The sequence below is a fragment of the Ekhidna sp. genome (genome assembly GCF_963691765.1).
Lineage (GTDB): Bacteria > Bacteroidota > Bacteroidia > Cytophagales > Cyclobacteriaceae > Ekhidna.
The window spans coordinates 2,045,675-2,072,343 of record NZ_OY829375.1 but is presented as its reverse complement, the minus strand read 5'-3'; the positions used below and the strand labels follow the sequence as shown (position 1 = coordinate 2,072,343).

At 41.2% G+C, this 26,669-nt stretch carries 1 protein-coding gene; it reads right to left on the bottom strand.

The annotated features are described in order from the left end of the window. Positions 1 to 87 precede the first annotated feature (87 nt). Positions 88 to 26,580 (bottom strand): LamG-like jellyroll fold domain-containing protein, encoded by a 26,493-nt coding sequence (locus tag ACY650_RS09505; RefSeq protein ID WP_462254103.1) that lies wholly within the window; start codon positions 26,578 to 26,580, stop codon positions 88 to 90. Positions 26,581 to 26,669: the final 89 nt, after the last annotated feature.

Below are 26,669 nucleotides of genomic sequence, written 5' to 3'. Positions count from 1 at the left end.
TCTTCACGGTATATTGATCTACCACATACTAGCAACAAAAAAGGGGCAGCATATTGCTACCCCTTCAGATATAGGTGATTAGAATTCTTAATCTTTTACGATCACTCTGAAGCTTACTACATTTCCTTTTGGATCTTCACGATCGTAGAATCTTAAAATATAGATGCCTTCTTCGAAATCCGTTACATCAACATTAATTTCTCCGTCAAATCCATTTCGTAAATCTTGCGACCACTTGGTATTTCCAGATAGATCAACCAGTTGAGCCGTCACATCATTTGACTTCAAATGACGATACCTGATGTTCAGATATTCACTAGATGGGTTAGGATAAATTTCTAGGTTTTTGAAGTATTCAAGAATAACTCCAAGCACCGCTTCTATTGTTACTTCAATACCATCTTCGGTTGCGAAAGCTTGTAGTTTAAAGTCTGTATCACTAACTCCAGCTTCTCCAATTTCAAATTCTACGAACGATGATTCGTCTAAAGGAATACCTGGATATTCAACGAAGAATCTGTAAGTACCTGAAGGTAGGAAGCCGAATTGGAATTCTCCATTGTCATCAGTTTCACCGTAGGCGATAAGTTCAAACTCATCATCATCTTGACCAGTACGTCCACCCGTACGTTTCCTTCTTAGACCGCACTTTCGTTTAGATGCTCTTCTACGCGCTTCAACACGAGCTTCATCATCTCCAAAGTCTTCTTCTATCAAAACGTCAACGTTTCCATCTCCTTCAGTCGGTCCTGGAATTTCAACCATCTGCATAGCAATCACATCATCGCTTCTAAAGAATAGTGTATCTGCTTCTGTCCATTCGAAAACATCTCCAAAGTACGTAGGTATGTAAAGAGACAAGTCAGATTCTATGAATATGATATAATCGCCAAGTACAACATCAGGGAATGTAAAGGTTGAAGCCGTAACATTTTCAACAGTTTCAAGCACTCTAAATCCAGTAGATGTTCGAGTCGTTTCAAGCATGAATCCATCCAATGGTTCAGTCAATGGATTGCCATCAGAATCCACAACTGAAACTTCCATATCGGCTATTGCAAATACATCCTGTGGATCTACATCCAGCGTTAAACCCGGAACTAATGAACTCGTTACCTCGGCTCTGAATGTACCCATATTATCGAAATCAATAGCTAGAATAACTCCGAATGCATTGTTAATGATAAAATCATCACCAGTACTAATTGGACTATCATTTCTATACCATGTGTATTCATTAGCCGAACCTCCAACAGTTATCGAAAGCGAGTAATCATTGGTATACCTTACTTCGATTTGTCCACCAGTTGCCTCATTAAATGATAACGCGACTTGATTAGAGTAATCCACAGTAACAATGCTTGCAACAGGCTCTAGGTCATCAAATTGAAGGTTATTGCCACTTACGTTCAAAGAGGTTATTCCAGTACCAGAGAAGTCCATTAACCCTGTTAATTCATTGTCAGAAGCATCCATATCTAATAGATTGGATAAACCTCCTACTGCTCCTCCGGTAAACGGATTAGGCATATCACCAGCGGCTGTTGTTCCGCTAATGTTTACAACCTCAACTCTTGTACGAGTTGCTGCATCTAAATCAACACCGTCCCAATCTCTAAGCCTTGCTGTTTCCCAGTTAAGTCCTTGAGGATTTACTGCTGCATAGATCTGTCGTAATGCTGTGGAATCTGCAATTGTTTCTGGATCTATGATCGTTTTTACTTGGGTAGTATTTGAATTATTTGAAACCTCATCAGAAGTATTAACCAATCTAACTCTGTAGTAGTAGTTTGTACCAAAGTCTAACCCTGTAACTGATGCACTGGTAGCATTGATAAGTGTGCTTTGGAAACCAGTGACAAAAGTAGAGAAGTCAGCAACTGTTGAAACGTCTACCTGATAAGTTTGGACATCAAGTCCTTCACTCCATCTAGCAGTAAAGCCTGTCGAAGTAACATCTTCTGCTTCTATGGTAATTACAGTAGGACTAATAATCAGCTCATCCAATGTAGCATCTGTTCCAGTATTGCCCGATGGGTCAGTTGCTGTAGCAACAACATCATACGTTCCATCTGCCAAACTAGCTATCTGACCTGCCGCCAATGTCCAGGTCCCATCTGCATTGTTGGTAGCCAGATAATCCGATCCACCAACATTGATATTTACTGAAGCAGTCACATCATCAACAGAACCTGTCAACTCTGGACTTGTAATGGATGTGGCATATGTATCAACAGTAATAATTGGATTTTCGGTATCAATATCAAAAACGTCCACCTCATTGTAGACATTCATGGTTAATCCAGCTATATCCTGTGCACCACTTACTTCAACATCTATTCCTGGGAAGTTTACATTGATATCTGTTACATCATAGGTAGCTCTATAATTTAGTGCGTCATCCCAAACACCCGAGTTGAATGCAATAGAAGCCGATGGATCTTCCATAGGGAAATCTATCGTTGGATTTATACCCGTATCCATTGGCTCATCAAATGTCACTACTAAATCGAACTGTGTATTAAGGTCACTTACCGGATTAGATCCAGGTGTTATACTTACTGCCGAAGGTGCAATAACATCAAACACTAGCACATCGAAACTATCTCCTGCAGTGACGCAGCCTGTAACAAGATCCGTTACTTGTAGGTAGTATGTGCCAGGAGCAAGTGGTGATATTGAAGGACCTGAGCCTGCCGAAATAGTTAAACCTGCATCAGAGTACCATTCAAATTGATAACTTCCGCTTCCTCCTGAAACTGTACCAGTCGCATCAAGAGCTCCGTCATTGCCTCCAGGGCTTACTTCATTGGTTATAACCACTGATGCTACGTCCACAGTAGGAGGGGTTGAGACATCTCCAACAGTAACTGAAGAAGTACTTGAGCAGCCAGTATCGTTATTAATTACCTCAATAGTGTAATCTCCTGGCAACAGCGTTGATGCTGTAGCGATTCCTGTTGCACCATCTATGTTCGAGTTTGTTGCTAAGCCTCCATCCGCAATTGGGCCTAGTGTTCCTATGCCTTCGTAGATGGTCATGCTATAGTTTCCAGCTGGTTCGCCACCAGCAGTGGTAGCAGTTGCAGAAACACTTCCATCTCCACCAATACAGAAAGTATTATCAACAGTAACTGGAGCAATTATAGGAAGATCCAGATTATCTGATACAGTAACAATACTTGTTGATGTACATCCAGTATCATTATTGCGGACCTCAAATGTATAGTCTCCGGCAGCAAGTCCAGAAGCGCCTATCCCTATTGCACCATCTTCACTTCCCTCAGTGTTCAAAACTGTACCTCCAGTACCTGCACCCTGATAGACTGTCATTTCATACTGAGAGATTGGCTCTCCTCCAGCGGTCATAGCCGTAATAGAAACACTTCCATTACTACCAACACATAAGGTATTGTCAACTACGACCGGAGTAATAATAGGAAGATCTAAGTTATCTGATACCGTCACCGTACTTACTGAAGAACACCCAGTGTCATCATTGATTACTTCTATGGTATAATCCCCAGCCGCCAATCCAGTAGCGCTTAATCCAGTTGCTCCATCAATCAGTGTTGGCCCTTCTATCTCATTTCCAGGAGTTGCTGTAGGCCCTGAATACCATGTGAACGTATAGTTCGATGGCTCAACTGTGCTACTTGCAGTGGCACTTACAACACCATTTGGTGTTGAACAGTCAGTATTATCAGTAACTATTGGCACAATGACTGGATTATCACATGCACCACCAGTTGTAGTAAAAGTCTGAGGATTATTTATATCAGTATTTATGTTATAAGATTCTTGCCACGCAGGTCCGTTTGCTTCAATTACTGCTATTGTATACTCAGTTCCCGGTGTAAGACCAGTTACAGAGACTGAATTTCCAAATCCATTGTAGATGGTATGCCATGAACCTTCAACTATGTCTCCTAAGCCGAAGCTACTTTCTGGGTGATAATATGTATTGTCTCCTGCTGTAGGTAACGCAGATTCATTTCCTTGAATCATTGCTACTATTCTTCTATGACCATCGCCATTTGTCCAAGAAATATCAACGGTATTGTCCATGACATTGGTAGGAATAATACTCGTTGCCTGAACAGATGGTGCAATAACTCCAGTATGATCAAATGCAAATGAGGTAACAAAATTTGAGGTTGGTCCTGTAAGTGTAAATCCTACTAGCGAGCCAACAAGACCACTTGGAGATTGATCAACCACTGTCGTTTCAGCTGTATTATTATTTCCAGCATCTCCTTGATCCATGATATAATGCAGTACTAGGCTTGATTCATTCGGATGTCCAGTAACATCTGTTGAATAAAGGAATCCTCTTATGTCATCAGGAGTAACAACATCACCCCAGATTCTGACTTCATCTATTGATCCATCAAAGAAATCTCCATCAACTATTCCGGCATTGAATGATGATCCTACCCTGTTAAACTGATGGTAGAACGCATCATAGGTGATATTACCCGTCACGTCCAGAATACCATCAACATAGATATGAACATCTCCTGTCGATTGATCATGAGTTGCTGCGATGTGGTGCCACAAGGCATCGTTAACTATTGCTTCCCCTTGAACAGCATTCCATGAGCTTCCATCGAAGTGATTAAATACAACTCGACCGTCAGTTATTCCGAATGAAAGTCCTACATCATTATTTACATCTCCAATTACGCTCAATGCTGCATTACCTACATAATTTGATGCAGCATCCGTAGATGTAGTTTGAACCCAAGCCTCAAACGTCATACCGGTTGGGAGTTGCGTTCGCGTCATGCTGATGCGGTCATTATCCCCAGCAAAGTTCAAGGCATTTTGTTGAGCAGGAGCACTAAATGCCCCCGATCCTACCCAATCAGTAGCTGGATCCATGCTTACCAATGTTCCATCATTGCTACCAAATACGTCTTCTAAAATGGCAGAACCTGTTCCATCATCAAATCTGTAGTATGCAAGCATATCAGAATAATTTGGATGCGTAGTTATATCTGTGGTTGTTGCAAAAGATCCTAAATCACCTGATGTCAATGCAGCAGCCCATATTCTAACTTCATCAATCTCTCCAGTTAATGTGGATGCGCCTGTTTTGCTAGATCCTATTCTGAAGGCACCATTTGCACTTTCAGGAGTTACTGCATTCTGAGTTTCTTGGACACCGTCGATGTAAGTTGTAATGTTTACTCCATCATAGGTAATTGCTAAATGATACCACTGATCATCGTTAATAGTAGTAGTTCCTACTATTGCTCCCCCACCTTGTAGTGTAGCTAAATTGGAGCCTGTAAAGTATAGGAATGCTCTACCTGTACCAATTCCATCTTCTTGTACAATTAAGTTATCTGTACCTCCTAGTGCTGTTCCTTTCGCCCATAGTTCAATGGTAAAGTGATCTAAAGAAGGATCTATTCCAAAATTCGGTAATTGAACAAATTGCGTGCTTCCATCAAATTCCAATGATGTACCTGGATCTGTATCTCCAAGCAAAGGATAAGTACTAGCAGGGTTTAACACTGCGGTGGTAAATTCTCCAGCCGGAACATTATATGCATATACCGAATCAGTAGCTAAATCTGTGTTTATCAGTCCAGAGATACGCTCCCAGCCGCCACTAGCTAGATTATCTGTTGCATCGTCTCTATGAACAATTCTTCTTTGTATTGCAGGAGCTCCTCCATTGTTATAATCCATACGGATATCAACTTTAGGATTCCCTGGAGCGAAAACTCCATAGTACCTAATTTGATCCAATGCGTTAAACCCATCTGCTGCTGTCTGATCTGGAGGACCAGCTATTAGATACCCGTGAACCCCATCTGTTGCATCGTTCACATTGATAATAATATCTTCATTGAAAGCAGCAGTACTTAGCTTAGCTGGACCAGCAGCATAAGAATAAATACTTCCTTGACCTTGTGGAGCACCAGATATTACTTTTGATGCCTCAGTAATTGCGCCATCACTAGACCCTGCTACATCATATGCTGTATTTGGATCTGTATCATCAAACTTATAGGCAGCAACAAGATTTGCAAACGCAGCTACATCAGGATCAATACGTCCAATCATATGATCCCTAATCTCAGTTTCAGTAAGTACAGTATTCCAAATCCTTACTTCATCAAGTTGTCCTCCAAACTCTCTGTCTAACGGCATCGCACCTGCTACTCCATCACTATTACTTCCAATAAATAGATTCGTAATAGCTGAATAATCCGGTACACCCGTTTCACCGAATGCACTTGCAACTTGAATACCATTGACATATAGATAGAGGTTTGAGCTTGCACCTGCATTTTCAATAATCCCTACTAAATGACTCCATTCACCTTCAGGTAGTGCAGAAGAAATGAGTTCTCTATCCGTGAAGGTGTTATCTCTGTAGAGTATTCTCACATTGGTGTTGCTTATAGAAAGCTGATATCCACCACCACCAACTCCAGGTGCCAAGTTTGAGACAATAGCACCATGATCAGAAACATTCGTATAGTCAGGATTGATCCATGCCTCAATTGTTAAGTTTTGATGTCCTGATAACGCCGGACTGTTTCCTAAATCTACAAAGTCATTGACGCCATCAAAGCTCAAAGCACTTCCGCCATCAATTTCGGTAGGGTATGGTGCTGTCTGAACCGCTGTCACAAATTGACTATTGCCATTTATGACCGGACTAATTATTTGATCATCCTGTACTTCTGTTCCTAAAAACCCACTTGCTGCAATCCAGGAAGGATCGGTCAAATCTACTCTAGACAAAATTCTGCGATCAGCAGTAACTCCAATTACTTGATACCTCGCTTGGAAAGTTTGCCCTGGAGCAAATACACCAAAGTACTCTACATCATCAATGGTATTAAATCCTACTGCCCCGTTATTTCCCGGAGTTTGATTCACTCTATAGATATGGAGTGGTAGGTTATCAGTTCCTAAATTCTGAACACTGAAATCTCCAAGATTTCTTCCAGAACCAGCAGTATATACATATTCATAAGTACTTTCATCTCCTAGAGGAGCTCCAGAAACAGTATATATAGCACCATCAATCGTAGCATTCAGTGAACTATTGAAATCCAGAAGATTTAAAGCATCTCCATTATCATCCATTCGGTAGTACGCTATCAGATTGGCAAATGAAGGATGTCCACTGGTCACTTTTCGAGCCATGTATTCTCGAAGTGATGATTCAGGCATAGCAAAATCCCATACCCTAACTTCATCTATTTGTCCATCAAAGTAGTCCTCCCCAGTATTATAGCTACGGCCAATTGAGAAGTCGTTAATTGCAGAAATTATTGAACCACTAGTGTTTGGAGATTGTGCAACCTCAACTCCGTTTACATAGAGTCGTATTGGGTCTCCTGAATTCCATGACATTGCAACATGGCTCCATTCATTAAGCGGAATGTTTGATGCCGGATAAGTTGCAAGTTGAAGACCTGCACCCGCGTCAAGTACAGCGTAAAGCTGTGTCTCAGAATTATCTCCAGCAAAACCAAGATAGACCGCGGTATTTCCAACTTCTATTGAGCCTTCTGATAGAATAGATCTTATGTCTGTATCTGCAACTCCACTAGGAGTGACAGATGCTGGATTAATCCATGCTTCAAGCGTAATTGCCGTTCTACCTTCAGCTATTTTGGTTCCTAAATCAACAAAGTCATTATTACCATCAAAAGTTAGAGCATTTCCAGACCCTTCAAATTCCGGATATGGTGCGGCAACATATGTAATAGCTAATGAAAATTGAGAAGTACCGTCCGCAGAATTGGTGGCGGTTGCCACAACTTCATCTCCGCCAATCAGTGATAATGATCCAACAGACCAAACACCACCAGAAACAGTGGCCGTTCCAATAAACGTCTCCCCCTGACCAGCGCCATCTGAAAGATAAAGATCAATCACGTCACCATCGGTACCTGTACCTGTTACTGTTGTCGGAATAGAAATAACATCAATTGCTGGAGGTAAAATACCATTGTGAGCACCTCCTGTCAAGCTTATACCATTGGCTGCATTGCCACGAATTGTATTTCGTTGAATTAGGTTTCCATTATTCCCCGATCCATTTATTAATATTCCTACGTTGGTATTGCTCACTATGGTATTGCCGTCACCTGCATTCGAAGGAGAGCCAATAATATTATTATCAGAATCGACAGCATTAATGATAGAAATTCCATCATTATTTGGGAATTCCGTGGCACCATCAGAAGCTACACCTATCCAATTTCTAATAACCGTGTTTCCACTTGCACCATTAAATCTAATTCCAATTGAATGTCCTGAAATTACATTTTGTTCAACAGTAGCTCCTGTTGCAGCGGATAAATCTATACCATTTGTGGCCCCATGGGCAGTACTTTCGCTTGGATCAAGTCCAATTAGATTTGATTGAATTGTGGTAAAATCAGCGTTTGAAACCCTAATTCCGTCGTTGGTATTATTGGATATAATATTACCTTCTCCAGCGCCAAGACCACCAATTTGTACGTTATCTCCATTAGTACCTAGTAATATCCCTGTACCATTACTTAAGCTGGCTGTTGTACCATCTTGTAAGATTCCAATGAAATTCCCCTGAATAGTTCCTCCACCTGTATAGGTAAGGATTTGAATACCTGCATTAGTATTATTGGTTATTATATTACCAGCTCCAGGAGCTCCAAAAACATACCCATTCGAAGCACTTCCAAGCGTATTTAATCGTATTGCATCGAGATTAAATCCAGTTAAATGAAGACCATAAACTTCAACAAAGTTTGTTGTGAAGTTCAATCCAATATTTATTCCTGCATTACCAATTATCCGAGGAATATTTGCAGTTGAAATATCCCAGAAAGGTTGACTTGCACCATCAATTACAGTTCCTTGACCAGTGATATCAGGTAGTGCAGAAGCCAATGTGATATCCCATGGTCCTGAACCAGGAAGGTTGAAGAATACTGTCGTACCCGGATACGTATTTGCTGAATCGATTGCAGCTCTAAATGACCCGTCTCCAGTGTCATTGGTATTAGTTACCATCACAAAATTTGCAAGAACGGCAGGTGAGTACACCGAATAACCGTTTACATCTTCAATTAAAGCAACATAGTGAGCATAAGGTGCAAAAGCTCCAGATATAGTTGCCTGACCACTTGTTACGGAAGCTGATCCAGCAAAAGCAATTGGCTGGTCATTATTACACCCGTCTTCAGCCAAATAGATGTAAGCTGTGCTTCCATCCGCTGCTCCAGTTGATATCGTAGCTGTAGTAAAGTCAATATTATCAATTGTCGCACCAGGAGTCAATGGTCCTGAGCCATATCCTATGCCCGCATTTTGGTTACAACTTATAATATTTGTGCCCAGCGCGGTATTGGATGAACTATTTCCATCAAACTCAATTCCAAAAATCGTATTCTCAGAAATAAAGTTTTGACTATTGGTTCCAATATTCACATTTGCGGCAGCTCCATTTATTCTAATCCCTGAGCCAGCATTTCCAAGAGCTGAAGAGCCATCTGATTGAAGACCAATAAAGTTTCCATCTATATCTATTGTGTTTCCGGCTTGAATTATAATACCATCATTACCATTTCCAGAGATTATGTTCAGGTCACTAGGTGATGGTCCACCAATAGTGATCCCTGACACTGTCCCTATGAGGTTAATTCCCCCAAATGTGTTTGGAATGGAACCATCAGTGGCATCATTCGTACCAATTTTATTTCCAGCAATAGTGACATTTGTTAATCCTGATCCTCCTCCAGATCCGAAAAGATTTAATCCATATCTACCAGAAGGTGCTCCAGAAATTAGGTTTCCTGCACCAGTAAAAAAGTCTCCTCCGATCGTCAGCGTAGTAACCTCACCAGTGGTTGCTATACCATGATCTCCAATGGCAGATGAGGATACTCCATCCAATGTTCCTATTCTGTTTCCTTGAATAGTCGCATTATCGCCATCTACAATATAGATTGCATTACCGCCAATCGTTCCATGGATAATATTTCCTCTTGTATCAGCTCCGATAATGGCATTATCAGCTGCATCGGAAGCTAAATAAATGGCTCCATTTGAAATGCTACCATCAAATCCAGTTAGTATTAGCCCATAGATTTCGGCATCTGCCGCATCTACATTAATACCATTCGCATTTCCACTAATTCCAGATCCGTTGATCTGTACCATAGCATTCGGGTCTCCAAAAGACCAACCAGGCTGCGAATTTCCATCTATGATTGTATTTGCGGCCGTAATTTGAGGTAGAGCAGTTCCAAGGTTGATTACCCAAGGTGCAGCTTCTCCAATATTGAATGTAATAGTTGTGCCAGGGTTCGAATTAGCAAAGTTGATGGCTTCACGTAAAGAACCTGCTCCAGTATCGTTAGTAGTAGTAACCACACTTGCTGGATTCATCAATGCGCTAGAAGGTCCCCATGCCGGAGCTGCATTCGCACCACCTGTACCATCCCAGGTGGCATCAAAGCCGCCTTTTACATCTGGAATTAATGTCCCACTTGATTCATTGAATTGATAATAAGCAACCAAGTTCGTCTCAGCAACAGGGTCCAGTTCATTATAAAGATTAGATGAAATCTGAGGTTGGCTTCTTACAGTATTCCAAACTCTCAACTCATCCAACTCACCATTAACATAACCGGAAGGATCCCAGCCATTTCTACTTATATACAAATCTGTATTTCCAACAAAATTAGAACTATGATTTCCAGACCCGATTGAACTTCCATCTATATATACAGTTGATTCTCGTGTTGCGGAGTTATGAGTAACTGCTAAATGATGCCAACCTGATGAAACGGCATATGGAATTGTAACATCGTCAAAGAAAAAACCAACCTTTACATCCGTATTTTCTAGTGAGATGTGAAGTGCCTGATTATTTGTTCCAACTGATCCTAATGCAAATATTGTTTGATTGACTGTTGGAGTTGTAGTATTGAACCAGGCTTCAACTGTGAAATCAGAACTAGCTAAGTTTAATCCTGTTCCTTGAGCAAAATCATCCGTTCCATCAAAAGAAAGCGAGTTTTGTATCGGAATACTAGCTGGTGAAGAGAACGCTGATGTTCCAATTCCAACACCGTAATCTGTTGCTGTAGCCACAACTTGATCACTAGTAATCAATGATAGGCCACCAATATTCCAAACCCCACCAGAAACTGTAGTAGAATCCAAGAACGTTTGACCTTGACCTGCTCCATCTCCAAGGTAAAGGTGAATAGTCTCTCCATCTACTCCAGATCCTGTAACGTCAGAGGCAGTTACATTATCAATAGATGGAGGTAAAATACTGCCATTTGCTCCTGCATCTAGCACGATACCAGAACCATTATTATAAATCTGGTTGGTCGCAAATGTATTTTCAGTAGAAGTCGCAGTTAGTTGGATTGCAACGCCAGTATTATTAGCGATAATGTTTGGATTGTTTCTGTATCCAAATCTGTTGCTTGTCCCTGGGCCATTATCGATTACAATCCCCGCTGCGTTAGGACGTGGATTAGTAAGTGATTGGTCAAAGCCAATGATATTGTTAATGATATCTGCATTTCCAAAACCAGTATTGGATGTTATTGCTTCAGCACCATTACCGGAAATGATATTGCCATCTATAGTTACTCCGCCGGTTCCATCTAAGATGATTCCTGCACCTCCGTTGCTAACCGCATTCGATCCAAGTGCATCAAGTCCAATAATGTTGTTGATGACAGATGCAGAACCTCCCATTCTAATACCATAGCCAGTTGTATTACCAGAAATGACATTTTCTTCACCTGCTGAAGTACCACCTATTTCTCCTGAGTTTGCACCACTCAAATAGATACCTCCGCCTTCATTGAAAATGGATGCATCACCGTTGGCATCCGTACCTATGTAGTTTCCTTTAATAGCAATGGCTCCTTGAACATTCAATCGAAGACCAAATCGTCCGTTACCTGCACCAGAAATTAGGTTGCCTTCGCCGGCACCTGATATTCCTCCAATTAAGAGGTTATCAGTTGTCCCAGCACCGTAGATAACATGCTTATTAATTTCGGATCGAGTAGTTCCATCGAACGTACCAAATCGGTTTCCTTGGATAGTCAAGAAATCTGCATCTTGGAATGATATACCCGCAGATACCATGTTATGAAGAATATTTCCTTTATTGAATGCTCCAATAATGGCATTATCAGCATTGTTTCCATTAATTTCAATTGCCCCAACAGACTCAGAAATTCCCGTAAAGCCTGTTACAACTAGTCCATAAATTTCGCAATTAGGTACGTCGTTAATAACTAACCCTGAAATGTTGGTGCCTAAACCAGAGCCATCCAGCTCAACCATGTTGTTGATGTCTCCGAATACCCAGCCTGGCTGTGTCGCACCATCAATGATCGTTCCTGCAGCTGTTATATCCGGTAAGGCTGTCGCCAATGTAATTGTATATGGTCCTCCTCCTGGAATATTAAATACGATAGTTGTGCCTGGATTTGCATTTGCATAGGTGATTGCATCTCTCAATGACCCTACTCCATCGTCATTGGTATTTGTTACTTCACCAGGAACAGGAATTGGAATTGTTGAAGGACCAAACGTAGCTCCATTAATTGCTAAATCGTTTGTATTTATACTACCGTCAAAAGCAATAGCGGCACCTGTACCCTCATCTAATGAATAATAGGCAACGAGGTTCGCTTCATTGCCTTGTAAGGAGTTGTAAAGATTTGATTGAATTTCTAGTTCAGTTCTCGCATCATTCCAAATGCGGATTTCATCCAATGAACCATTAAATGCACGATTTAACAAATCGAATCTATCTGTACCCACAAGTAATAATCCATCATTGGCAGCTCCAAAAGCGAAAGGATAGGAATCAATCATGTTTCCATTTTCATAGAATGTCACATTTCCACCGTCAATGACAACTGCAATATGTTTCCACTCTCCGTCTGAGATAGTAATTGTACTCAGAACAGTTCCACCACCATTCCATATACCGATCTGATTTGCATTAGCATTTGAAGCTTCGTTTGCTCCTATTCTAAAGTTTGCAGCATCTCCCAATTCCGTTTTATCAAGAATCGATTGTGCATCAGATCCGCTACCATCACTACGATTAATCCAAAACTCGAATGTTGCTGTGGTAGAAAAATCCAATACATTATCTTCAGCAATACTTTCTAGGTAGTCGTCTGCCCCGTCAAAACTCAATGCTTGGCCAGCGAAAGTACTGGTAGAAGCAAATTCAATAGAAGAATAACTCGTAGCATTTTCATTACCATTGATAGGCTGCACACGGTAATAAACTCGTGCATCAACTCCCGCATTATCAACAAAAGTGGTTGTATTTGCAGGCGCATTATTCAAGACTACAGTAGGCGCACTGAAAGTAGGATCTGTATCTCTTTCAACGTTGTATCCAGTTTCATCTGTTGCGTTATCAATCCACTCAATCGTTACAGCCGTTGCGGAAGTCGCATAGGCAATAACATCGGACGGAGCAAGCGGAGCAGGTCCAGTTGGTACATTAGATGCTACATAACTCGGTGTTGGTGTTCCCGAAAGATTCCCTGTATTATTATTCACTGAGTTATCATAAGTGACTGATCCACCAGTTTCATCAAATTTCCAGTATCCTATAAGACTAGCTTCATTGCCTTGTGCTGAAACGAATCGATCAGAAAAATCTGTTTTCACAAGTCCATTCCAAATCTTTACCTCGTCAATCTGACCATCGAAATGCGCACCGATGTTAATTGCCTCGTTCTGCACGTTTACACTCGCTGGCACATCCGTTCCTAGCGGTACACCATCCAAATAAAGCGTACGATTCACCCCATCAAATGTGACTGCAATATGGTGCCAGCTACCTGATAAATCCGCGGTCTCGTATTCAATTGATCTATTGAAGAAGTCATGTTTAATGCCGTAAGCGTAAGTCTCTCCAGCAGTTAGTGATAATCTATTAAGACGACCATTTAATCCAAGCGTACCCCATGCAACAACATGATCATCAAGTCTATGAACATCAGGTTTTACCCATGCCTCTACCGTAAAGGCAGTTGCTCCTAGCGGTGCTCCGGTACTCCCGGTAATACTTATATTCTGATTAGTACCATTTAGATCAAGTGTATTACCAGCAAAAGCCACATTGGATCCAAACTCTCCTTCAGAATAACTCGAAGCATCTTCGTTTCCGTTAGTTGGTTGTACTCTGTAATAAAATCTTTGATCAGGTGAAAGCGGCCCATCAATAAATGTTTGTGTATCGGCAGGGCCTCCATTTAGCACAAGAGTGGGAGCCCCAAACGCAGGATCTGTATCTCGCTCCACATTATAGCCTGTTTCATCAGTGGCATTATCAGTCCACTCGATAGTAATGTCAGTAGCTGAAGTAGCGTATGCAACTACGTTTGTTGGTGCTAATGGAGGAGGGGGACTATTGGGTACGGCAGAAACAACCCAATCAGATCCTGGCGAAAAGTCAAATCCATTTAGAGGTCCATCATTAGTATTTATGGTTCTATCTACCGTTGTATTACCAGCTCCTTCGTCAAAAGGATAGTATGCGATCAGGTTAGGTAAAGTCATCGCTAGATCAACCACTGCAAATCGGTCTGAAAAGTCGGTTTTTACATTATCCCAAATCTTAACTTCGTCGATCTCTCCATCAAACCAGAAATCACTTGAGCCTCCAGACTGATTATTTCTACCAATCCATACCAATTGTCCCGGATCGGATCCATGAGAGGGATTAGTTAGCCCTGTATCCTGACCATCTTGGACTCCATTGATGTAGAAAGTAACATCTGTGGTTGTGAGCACACTACGTGTTACTGCCACATGCACCCACTGATCCTGAGGAATTGAACTTGTAGAAAACGATCGAACATTAACACCCGCTCCTTGTTCATAAAAGAAAGTAATTCGTCCATCGGTCTCGACCTGAAACATGTAAAGCACATTGTCTACATTACCTTCTCCATCTTTTGCCCTACTTACGATATTTTGCAAGAACCCAGTTGAATTCCCATCCCAATTAATCCATGCCTCTATGGTCATGTCCCCTAATATCTCAAGTTCTGTCGGATTGCCTAGATCGATGTAATCATCTGTTCCATCAAACTCCAATGCTCTTCCCGGGAAAGCCTCTGTACTCGCAAACTCAACTGAAGAAAAGCTAGAAGCATTTTCCTGTCCATTCGTTGGCTGGACCCTATAGAATTTTCTTGAATCTGCCAGCTCAGGAATATTCTGATTATTGGTATTTATACCTAACACTCCAGCTGTTTGAACATTTACAGTGAATTGATAATCATCTGCATTTTGAGTTAGATAACCTGTTTCATCTGTAGCATTATCTGTCCAAAGTAACGTAACGTTGGTTGGTGAATTCGCAAATGCTTTCACATTCGAAGGTGCCGCAGGAGGTTCATTGATTCCTAGTGAAAGAAACTCTCCGTCAGAAAGATTGATGCCTCCAAATTCAACAATACCTCCTGCGTAATTACTTGCAGTAAACGTCACAGCTCCACTTGAAAAATCCGAGTCAGTATCAACAAGCAAGACAAAGTTGCTTGAAGTATAAGTTCCGGGATAACCTTCTCCATTTACGTCAATTTGTAAGGCGACATTGCCAATATCACTGTTTGCCTCGCTAACTCTCCATATTCTTGCCGTTCTTCCATCTACAGCTGCCGGAACATTTGCTATATCCCTTGCACCAAAGGCAACATCTAAACCATTGTCTCCCCAAATTAGATAGGCCAAGTCATTGGTAAACGAATTCCCATTTGCCTGATTGGTTGGTTCAATTGTCCCCAAACCAATACTCATTCGCCCATCTGAGCTTCTAGATTGTTTCTGATCAAGTTGTGATGCGTCATCACGACCAATACCGGCAATATGATTGTTGTAGGTAGCATTGGCAGTACCATCCCAAACTGGATTTCCATCTGAAGCTAAATAATTGGTTGCAGCTGTCTGATCTATAGAAACACCATACTTGATTGCAAGGTACGTTTCTATTCGTTGACGTTCTGGATCAGTAAGTGTGCCAGAATACATGATCATTTCTGATATCTGGCCATCCCAGTTTTCTGATGGTGTTGGACTGATCGCACCAATTGTTAGGTTGGTTAGACCTCCGGTAATTGGAGTTCCATTTGGACCAGCTACTTGATTCCCGTTTATATAGCCATTAAAGACATTAGAACTAGTGTAAACTGAAGTAGATATGTAATTGTCGCCAGCAACAAGATCGAAATACCCGGCTACCCCATTACTTCCTGCGAAGTAGTTGAAATTATTACCAGATCTACTATCCAGACCAATTGTTCTATGGAAATTCCCAGCATCGTGACCAAATAACTTTCTAAGCGGTGAATTGGCATCTTGATCACTGTTAAATACAATGATTGTTGTCAAGTCAGGAGATCCTGTTGGACTTATATCAAGGGAAGAAGTGAAAAAGTCATCCGAACCATCAAAGGAAATGGCAGGGTTATAGTTGATGGCATTATCAGTTAATGCGGGCTGATTAGCACCCGTAGCTTGAGTAGCATTCAAAGCTCCTCCAGAAAGATCATCCCACTGAGAGACTTGAGTTGTTCCAGTTACCCCTTGATCCGCTTTCAACCACAAGCTTAGGTTGGTATTTACTCCTCCAGGAGAAGGACCAGCAGGAACGATATTATTAGAACCAATATTTGGTACTGTAGTATATGAATTTTCACATATGTCGTCTGATGGTGCGCCAGTTGTTGTACCAGACTCAATTGCAGGACTACCTGGATTGAGTGGGAAATAAGTCTGAATTCCACATGTTTGCTCTGTTCCTAAATTAGGATCGGCTGCAGAAAAGAATGCCGGACATCCTGTGCCGCCGCAATCTTCAACAATGTTATTATCATTTACCCCAAATAATACAGAAGTTATAAAAATATCATTTCCAGTTCCTGAGGCAGTATTATTAGCAATTATATTATTTCTTAATCCATAGTTACTTGTGGCAGTTTGATCTACTAATCCTCCGCCATTGCCGCCAGCATTATTGTTGACAACCGTTGAATTTGTTAATGTAAATGTTACGCCGTCCCAGATGAAGATTCCCCCTCCATTACCTCCGGAAGTGTTTCCATGAACAGTACAATTGATCATCTCCAGGCTACCCGTATTTATACCGATACCTCCTCCCCATCCGCCAGGGTTAAGGTTTTGGTTATTAAATAAAGTAACTCTCTCTAATCGGACAATAGAGCCTCCAATCGCGTAAATACCACCACCAAAACGTTCCGCTGTACAGTTTTGAACTACTGAATTGAAAAGTGTTAGCGTGGTTCCATTGGCAAAGATTCCACCTCCATCATCGTTGGTAGCAGACATTCTACCATTATCAATGATAATATCAGTGATTTGAACGGTAAAAGCACCTAGATCAAAGATTCTAAAATCTTCTTGTGCTCCATCTCTATGAATCGTTGTTCCGGATGCATCGCCCTGGAAGCGCATGTGGTTATTAATAGCAGGTAGTGCATCTAAAAGGGTAACTTGCCCTGGTGTTGTAAAATTGATAATATGAGGAAGACCGGCAGTAGCTCCTGCATCACCGTTGGCGTCAATGATCGCCTGCCTCAAAGTACCTGGCCCAGTATCACCCAAATCAGTCACATTAAATACCTGTGGCCCTGATAAAGTAGTAACATCAAACTGGCTTACTACCGACTGCTCATTTGGTGTCCCTTCATCATCTTCTGCTACTATATAAAGATCATAATCTGTTCCAGTGGCCAAGGTATTGGAGGTAATGGACCAAGTAGTATTGGCAGTCAATACTGCCCAGTTACCTGCATTTTCAGGAATCGCTCCACCGGATCCTGTACCATTAAAAACTTCGGTTGCAGTAGGAGCAGCACTACCATCAAGAACCAATACATAATGAGCTGTTCCTTGCTCATTGAGCTGTACATCAATTTCGAAACTAGTCCCAGTAATATTGTCAATCAGTGGAAATCCTGAAACGAAGAATGGCGCAACAACATCCGTATCGAAAACCGTGGAAGCATTCCATATTGGTCCAGCAATAGAACCATCGGCCGTGCCGTTATTGTTATCGTTCAGCGTACCATCATTGGCTAGTATTCCTTGATCAAAAAGTGTTGTTCCTGAAGAAATATCATACGTATATGAAGCGTTCAAATTGGTAACACTGCCTACTACTGTATTGAAAATATCATTTTGAATATCTTGCTGAGATCTAGCAGTAGACCAAATTCTTGTCTCATCCAATTCTAAAGCTTCTCCTGTTCCAACAGATCCCACTCCTACTTCAACAAGGTTTCCATTTGCTCCAAGAACTACTGAAGAGTTGCTGTTGAAAATGCTCGGCCTAATATTGGTTGTATTTTCATCAATAAGCTCTCCATTTACATACACTCTCAAGCTTGTGGATGGATCGTATACGGCTGCAATGTGATACCATCTTCCAACTTGAAAAGTAAATGGCGTTTGAAGAGCTGAGAAGTTGACACCTTCAGCACCTGTTGTCCCATCTTCTGAAATGGCAAAACCAATATCAGAGGTATTTGATACTTGTAGTAGATATGACCTATCCTCTGGTGAGGCATCTGGATTCCATTTAGTGATGAGCGGAGTTTCTTCATCGATTGCAGAATTGAATTTAACCCAGGTTTCGAGAGTCAATGCACCCGTAATATCAAGTGAAGGGGCGTCTGGTATTTCAATATAATCGTCAATTCCATCGAGGGTCAGTGTATTTTGAATGTCAATTGTAACTGAACCTGCAAATCCACCCTCATTTTCAACATCATCAACTGCATACAAGTCGATACTATAACCTCCGTTTCCTGTGAATAATGGATCAATGCTTAAATCATAAGTCCAAGTATTATCACCGTTATTTGTTGCTGGCGTTCTGGTAGTTCCTGCATCTAATGAAACTTCAATGGTAGCTGTTAGGTCGTCAATGGATCCACCAATAATGGTCGTTGCAATTGTATTTCCATCCTCTGTCAGATCAATAATTGGTGCAGTAACATCTGCAGGTGCTAATGTTGGTCCACCAGATATCCAATTTCCAGTAGTTCCATTCAAATCCATTGCGGCATCGAGTGTGCCGTCTCTTCCGCCTGGCGTTACATCAGCTAGTGTCGAACCAGCAGTTGCATTGAAGTCATAATAGGCAACTAAAGGTGATTGATTACCACTCAACTCTTCGCCCAGAAGATCGCCGATTTGGGTTTCATTTTTGGCAAAGTCCCAAATACGAACTTCATCAATCTTCCCTCTGAAATTGTTAATAATAGCAGCCCCATTTCCTTCAAAGCCTCCAATTTTTAGATCCAAATTTTGTCCTGTATGATTTACTCCGGGATTTGAAGGGTTGAAGCTTCCAATTTCAGATCCGTCTAAAAACAAACGCATGGTAGTGCCATCGAATGTGGCAGCAATATGATACCAAGTATCAGGTGTAAGCGAGGTAGGCACTGCGAAGAATTCGGTAGTCCCAGAATTACTCTCATGACCTAAAAGGAACGCATCGTTAGCGCCATCATCTCCATAAAATAAGCTAAAGCCGTTTCTATCTGCTCCTAACTCATTCTGCAAGGATCCTTTTGAGATTATAGAATAATTAAGGCCAGTGTTGCCAACAGCAGTAAAAGGAAGACTGATCCATGCTTCCAGAGTGTACTGTTGCAATTCAAAAGCAACATCATTTGCTACTCTAACAAAATCATCTACTCCATCGAAACTTAAAACTGCATTATTGCCTATTACAATTTGATTGGACGATTGCAGTGTGCTCATAGTAAGACCAAACTGATCGTAAACAGAGGTAGGACTAGCAGGAACAACTTCTATTACCTCGGTCCCATCAGGTGTACCAACGATTGTTACATCCAATGAAATTTCTGAAGGAGACTCAACGGTAAGTGTATTATCGTATGTAAGCGTTGCTGTACCAGCCACTAGGGTACTAACAGAAAAGTCTGCTGCATCAACTGGTGTAGAACCGTCAGCTGCTCCAAAAATAGGCTCATCAAATTCTACAAAAATTTTGGTTCTATCTGCTGAAAGAGAGGTAGCAATGACTGCCGGAGGTTGGGTATCGGAGGTAATAGAAAACTGGGGAGCAGCATTATTTGCATTGCCTGTTAAATCTGTAAGGAGTCCTCCCCCCAAATCCACGGTTATAAGGCCATTGCCATCAGGGGTGATATCCGCTGTAAAGGCTATATTATCTAAGGTATTTAGATTGCCGGCAGAGCCATTAGAAACGGATAAATCTGATGCCTCAAACCCTGTGACTTCCTCACTAAATAGTAAAGTTATCTCTATTGGATTAGCTGAGGTAGGATCTGGTTCCGAAGAAGAAATAGTAACAGTTGGATTGGTTGAATCTAATGGACTCGCAATTCCAATTCCATGCGTGGCTGGAACCCAATCTGTATTTTCATCCATATTTGTTAATGTTCCATTATAGTCTGGCACATCATTTTCTTTGTCTAGTAAAAGAACAGATGTAGGACCTTCAGCAAAGTCATAGTATGCTGCCAATCCAGGAGTTGCTACATCCATTTCTTCATCCTTAAAGGCATTAATTTGGGCTTCAGTACGGACGGTTGTCCAAATTCTTACTTCATCAATAAGGCCTTGCATAAACTCTCCGCCGGGTGCTGCTGGATTTCCTCCAATAGTCACATTATTACCTTCATTCGAAAGTGTCCCGCCAGAATAACTAGCTATTCCATCTTGAACACCATTTAGGTAAACCCGAATATTGTTTCCATCCCAAGAGCCAGCGATGTGTGTCCAAGTGTTCAATGGAACATCTGTCAAACCAGTTGCAGCTGTAAATCCTGAAATATCCGAATCGACAAAAAAGGCAACCTTATTGCCATCCATTCTTAATAAGAATTGCATTCCTCCAGAAACATAGTTTCCAACGACTGTCATGAATGTCTGATCTGCCGTTCTATAAACCCAGGCTTCTGTCGTGATTGTGGACAATCCAACTAAAGCATCTCTAAGGGCAGTACCTATCTCCACATATTGATCAGTTGCATCAAATTCTAAAGCATAGTTCGGAGCACTGTCATCAGCAATTGTATATCTATGTCCATCTATTAATGATGATACATCAACATCAAACGAGACTTTGCTTCCACTAACTACTGCATTTGTAGCAGCTACTGAATAAGCCCCTGAACCAGTCGGTCTGGTGATTAAAGCAAAGTTGGAGCTTGGAAGCGTAAGACCTGCTACCGCATAGTCAAATGTTATTGTGATCATGCCGTTGTTGGCACCGGCATCGGCTATATCTACATACCAATCTCTTGCCCATCTGTTGGTATAGCCTCCTCCAGGTAGGTCAGTTTGCACATGGGCATGGGCGGTGCCATCATGACCAGCAAAGACATAATCTCCATCATCCTGTAAAAAACCACCATCGGTGATAGATAAGCTCTCTGAATTTGCAGTAGGATCTGATCCACTTGCTGTATTTCCAATACCAGCTACATCAAAGTCAAAGTCACCATTTGGAGATGTGTCACCTGCGTACAAATCATTCGCAACAGTAATGTTATACTTAGCCGATAAGTAATTTTCTATAATTGTTCTAGAAGCATCATTAAGTGGCGAATTGAAATTGATTACCTCATAAATATCTCCTTGCCAATTGAGGCCGCCTCCAGACAGACTTCCTATCCTTCCTTGATTTAAAGTTGTAAGTGGAGTTGTACCTCCGCTAACTGCATAATTTGTTCCATTATCGTATAACTGCAGCGTGCTGAGAGGTCCGCCACTGTAGACAACAGATACTATTGAAGGAGTATTTACAGTAGTAACAGCTCCAGAATTAACAGCTCCAGAACCATTATTTTCAATGCCATAGCTACTACCTGCAGCACTACCGCCAATTGAATATCGCTGCCCTCCAATAGAAGCTCCATAGGAGAAGAAATATCGTTCTCCATCAGATGACCTGCTTGTAACTGCAATCAAAGTTCTTGGATTAGAACCGTCAGCTAAATTTGCATCAGAAAAAGAAGTAAAGTCACCGCCATCGAAAGTCAAACCAGGTTGTCCATTTGAGAGGTTATCATTCCAAGTTGCTTTTGCAGCAGGGTTGTCCTCAAATGCATTTGTACCAAACCCACTTTGATCATTCCATTGCTCCATCGCACCTGCATCAGCAATCGGAGTAATCCCAGCGTCGCTAAACACACCAGCATCGGCTTTAAACCATAAAGTCAAATCTGAAGTACCATCTGTATCACCAACTCCACCTGGGCCATTAAACCCAATAGCTTGCGTCGGGTTTGTGTAATTCAAACTAACCTGACCTGCAGAAGGTGAGTCATATGCTATGGACCAGTCCGCATCTGGTAGATTTACCACACCAAATGTTCCTGAAATAGTAGTTGCATCAATGATTATTATCTGATCACCGTTAATAGGAGTATATCCCAACGTGACATCTAATGTTCCGCCTAAATTGGCGGTTCCGCCTACTGATATTTGATCGTGTTCAATACACGGCGTTACTCCATCAATTTCTATCTCAAGTGTTCCTGAGTTAGTAAAGTCGCCAGCAAAGGTTGCACATCCAGGAGATGCACCGGGAGCCACTGTTCCTTGAATTGGGTTTGTGAAGTTATTGTCAAAGGTGAAAAACCCTTTGATTGTACCATTATTAACAAAATTTTCTGCGATATCTGTAACGTTGGTTCCTGCTTCAAAGAAGACCGTGCCATTATTGGTAAAAGTTGCCCCATTAGTAAGCTGCAATGCATTTGACCCAAGATCAAGGGTCAAACTGGTGCCTTCAGCTACTTGAAAATCATTTGCATTTAGTACAAGATCTTCTGTTTCGATAATATCTGAGTCGATAGATACTACTACGTCTTCTGTCACATTACTTGATGTAGGTACTACACCTCCACACCAGTTGCTCGGATCGTTCCAATCACTATTGGTGGTACCAATGAATTTTCCGTTTGGAGCACACGAAGGAATTGTCGATGCAATCCAGTCTGACGAGGTTCCTAAGAAGTCAAAATTGTTTATTGTTCCATTGTTTGATCCTGACTTGTCAATTAATGAGGTGTTTCCTGAATTGTTGAAGTCATAGTAGGATACAAGCCCTGGAGCAGTATTTATAACTGTAGTAAGGTTTCCTAGAATTTCAGTTGCAGATCGAGCAACATTCCAAAATCTGGATTCATCAAGTGTCCCATCAAAACAAGCAAACTCCCCAGTAGGCCTACCGTCGCCATTCCCTCCTAGGTACATTGATCCTGAACCATCAGCAACATCTCCACTTGCAACTGTAGAGACATCTTCCATTCCATCGATGAAAATTTTTGCATTTGACCCATCGTATGTTACTGCTACATGAACCCATGTATTTAATGATAGTGCAGTTGAAGAATTTAAAGAGAAGACGTTGAATAGGCTAAACACAACATTTCCAGAAGGAGATATCCCAAGGGTCTTATCCTCAAGACCACTTTGCCATTTATTAAATACAAAGGCATTCTTTCCAACTGGTAAGCTCTCTACACGCAACCACGTCTCAAAAGAGAAAGTAGTTCCTACATTAAATGAAGGGTCATTTCCAAGGTTCACTACGTCGTCTGATCCATCAAAATTTAAAGCATTTTGAGGTGCAACAAGTACATCAAACGACTCGGATAAAGAAATACAATCTGTGGCATTGTCTACTACCTCCAGGTAATAAGTACCCGCAGAAAGGGAACTAATTGAGGCACTTGATGAAATCAGTGTGGTAAGACCTGCATCTGAATACCAATTGTAAGTATAAGATCCTGAACCTCCCTGACCTGATCCTGTAGCATCAAGCGCGCCATCTATAGCACCTGAGATCGATTCGAAAGCAATAGTTACTGCTCCAGTATTGATGGTGGGTAGAGAAACATTATTGTTTACTGCATAAGATTGTGATGTAAAACATCCAGTGTCGTTATTAGTCACTTCTGCTGTATACAAATCATCAAAAAGGCCAGTTGCAGTTATACCTGTTATGTTATCTACATTAGAACCAGAAACAATAGGTGTTTGAGTAACATCAGAAGTCAAATAAATGGAGACGTTATAGTTTCCTACTGGCTCCCCTCCAGCGGTAGATGGGATAATTGTTAGAACTCCATTACCGACAGTACAAGAAGTATTATCCGTGATTATTTCTGCAATAATTGGATCGTCACATGGTAGTTGAAGCGCTTGACTAGGTACAAAATCAGCATCCCCACTTTTTGTCACAACAGCACCGCCTCCTGATAAGTCAACTGGTGTTGATCCGGGAGCTTGATCAAAGTTGAGATAGAAAACTAAGTTTGGTTCATTCTGAACATCTAATGAAGTAAATGTATTATTGGCTATATCTGTTGCATTTCGTGATACATTCCAAATTCTCACTTCATCTATTTCGCCTGTAAAATCTTGAACAGTGTTGTTATGTCCAATATTTAAGGTTCCCGTTGAACCATTAAATCCATTGTGAGCAAATGGTACTCCTGCAGGTGCTCCGTCCACATAAAACTGACTAATTGCAGATCCGGCATTATGAGTATAAGAAAGTGCAATATGGTGCCAATTTCCGTCTGCTATGTAAGTTCCAGATGTTTCGACTGCAACCGCATCCCACGTTACAAGTATGCCAGCATCCATGTATAAGCCATAAGCCGGATCATTTGTAACGATTCCTTTGAAGCCCGGAGAATCATCTGTAGTCTTTACCCATGCTTCTACAGTACCCGAGCTAATATTATCGATAATCGCATCGTTTGCAGCATCTACCTGATCATCAACTCCGTCAAAGCTCATCGCATTTCCAGGTTGAATCATAAATGGAACTGTGTTGGATTCAGAACTTAAGGAAGATCCATCATCATAACTTAACCGGTAATAGTATACGGTGCCTTCGATTAATGACGCACTTATTGTTTCTGAAGAACCTGTTGGCAAACCAATTGGTTGATCTGAAATTATCGGAGAACTGAAATCTGAATTGTCATCTACATCTATAAATACAGCAGTTGCGTTCGCTTTTGATTCCCAGTTTGCGGTAAAACCTGCTACAGTAACATTAGTAGGACTAAATGCGGTAATAGGATAAGGACTAGCGTTCGACAGTGCTGGTCCTGATGTATTCCAAACAGGTGCACTTGCTCCCGCACCAAAAGTACCATTGTAAAGATTTGGACCTAGATCTGATAAAACAGTTCCACTTCCTTCATTTATTCTATAGTAGGCCAATAAACCAGGCGTGCTTGGATCAAGCTCTTCATCTTGAAAATCGAATATTTCTGAGTCCGATCTTGTAGTACTCCACACCCTCACTTCATCAATCTGTCCCTGGAACCATTCACTTCCAAAATCACCACCAATTCTATAATTAACACCGTTAGAGACTAATGTTCCGGAGGCGGCATTGGAGCCATCAAGTACTCCATTTATATAAACCCTAATTGAGGATCCATCCCATGATCCCGCAACATGTGTCCATGTATTTAAAGGAACATCCGAAATACTTGATGCATTCTGAAAAGTTCCATTGTTGACCCAAAAAACAACTTTGTTGTTGTCTAACCGCAATAGAGTCTGAAGCTGAGTATTGTAGTTGCCAAAAATTGTATGAAATGTTTTGGTTGCTGTTCGATATACCCATGCTTCCACAGTTACATTAGATGTACCTGAAAGATCTGATCTGATTCCGGCCCCCATATCAACATAATCGTCAACACCATCAAGTGTTATTGAATTATTTATAGTAGTAACATTCGAATCTTCACCTGACCAAGTAATTCCACTTAACCCTGCCAGATTAGAAGCGCCGGTTACTTCATCAAAAATTGTTGTTCCTGTTCCTTCATTAAATCTATAATATGCGGCTAAACCAGGCTCATTACCAGGGACAACTTTATTGTAGTTTGCAGCGATTTCAGAAGAGGTACGTACATCATTCCAAATTCTAACCTCATCTATTAGTCCATCAAACCAATTACAAACACATTGTCCTTGTCTACCAATATATAGAGGTTGTCCATTCTGAAGATTGTATGTAGAAGCACCTGCCGTGTTGGCGTTGGAACCAACATCTACACCGTTAATATAAAAAGTATTGCTTACCCCTCTCTCTATTACAACAGCCACGTGTGTCCATGTTACCCCATCTCTAGTGACAGTACCCAAGCTTTCAGGTCCATTGTTCTCTCCTCCATTACTCCACCAAGAGATCTTTCCATTGTGCGCAGCATCGTTATCTATTCCTAGAGCATATCCATAATTTCCAAGCATAAGGATATTCATCATTCTGGTATCACCTCCAGGAGCATCTGGTCGTATCCATGCTTCAACAGTAATATCTCCAGTGATATTTAGGTTTGCATTGTTTGGGATGGTATAAGCCGTAGCATTTGTCCTGTCATGGCTTGATGATTGACCATAAGAGAAATTAATTGATAAGATTAAAACTAGGGCAAGCGTTCTATAAATGCTTCTAAGCATGTTGTTGACTTTAGGTGGCAGTGTTGTGTTCAAAATCGGCAAGTTAGATAGTTTAAAAATGCTTTGCTATACCAAAAATTAGGTATTCGCACATTTTATCAATTACTAAAATAAAAGGTTAA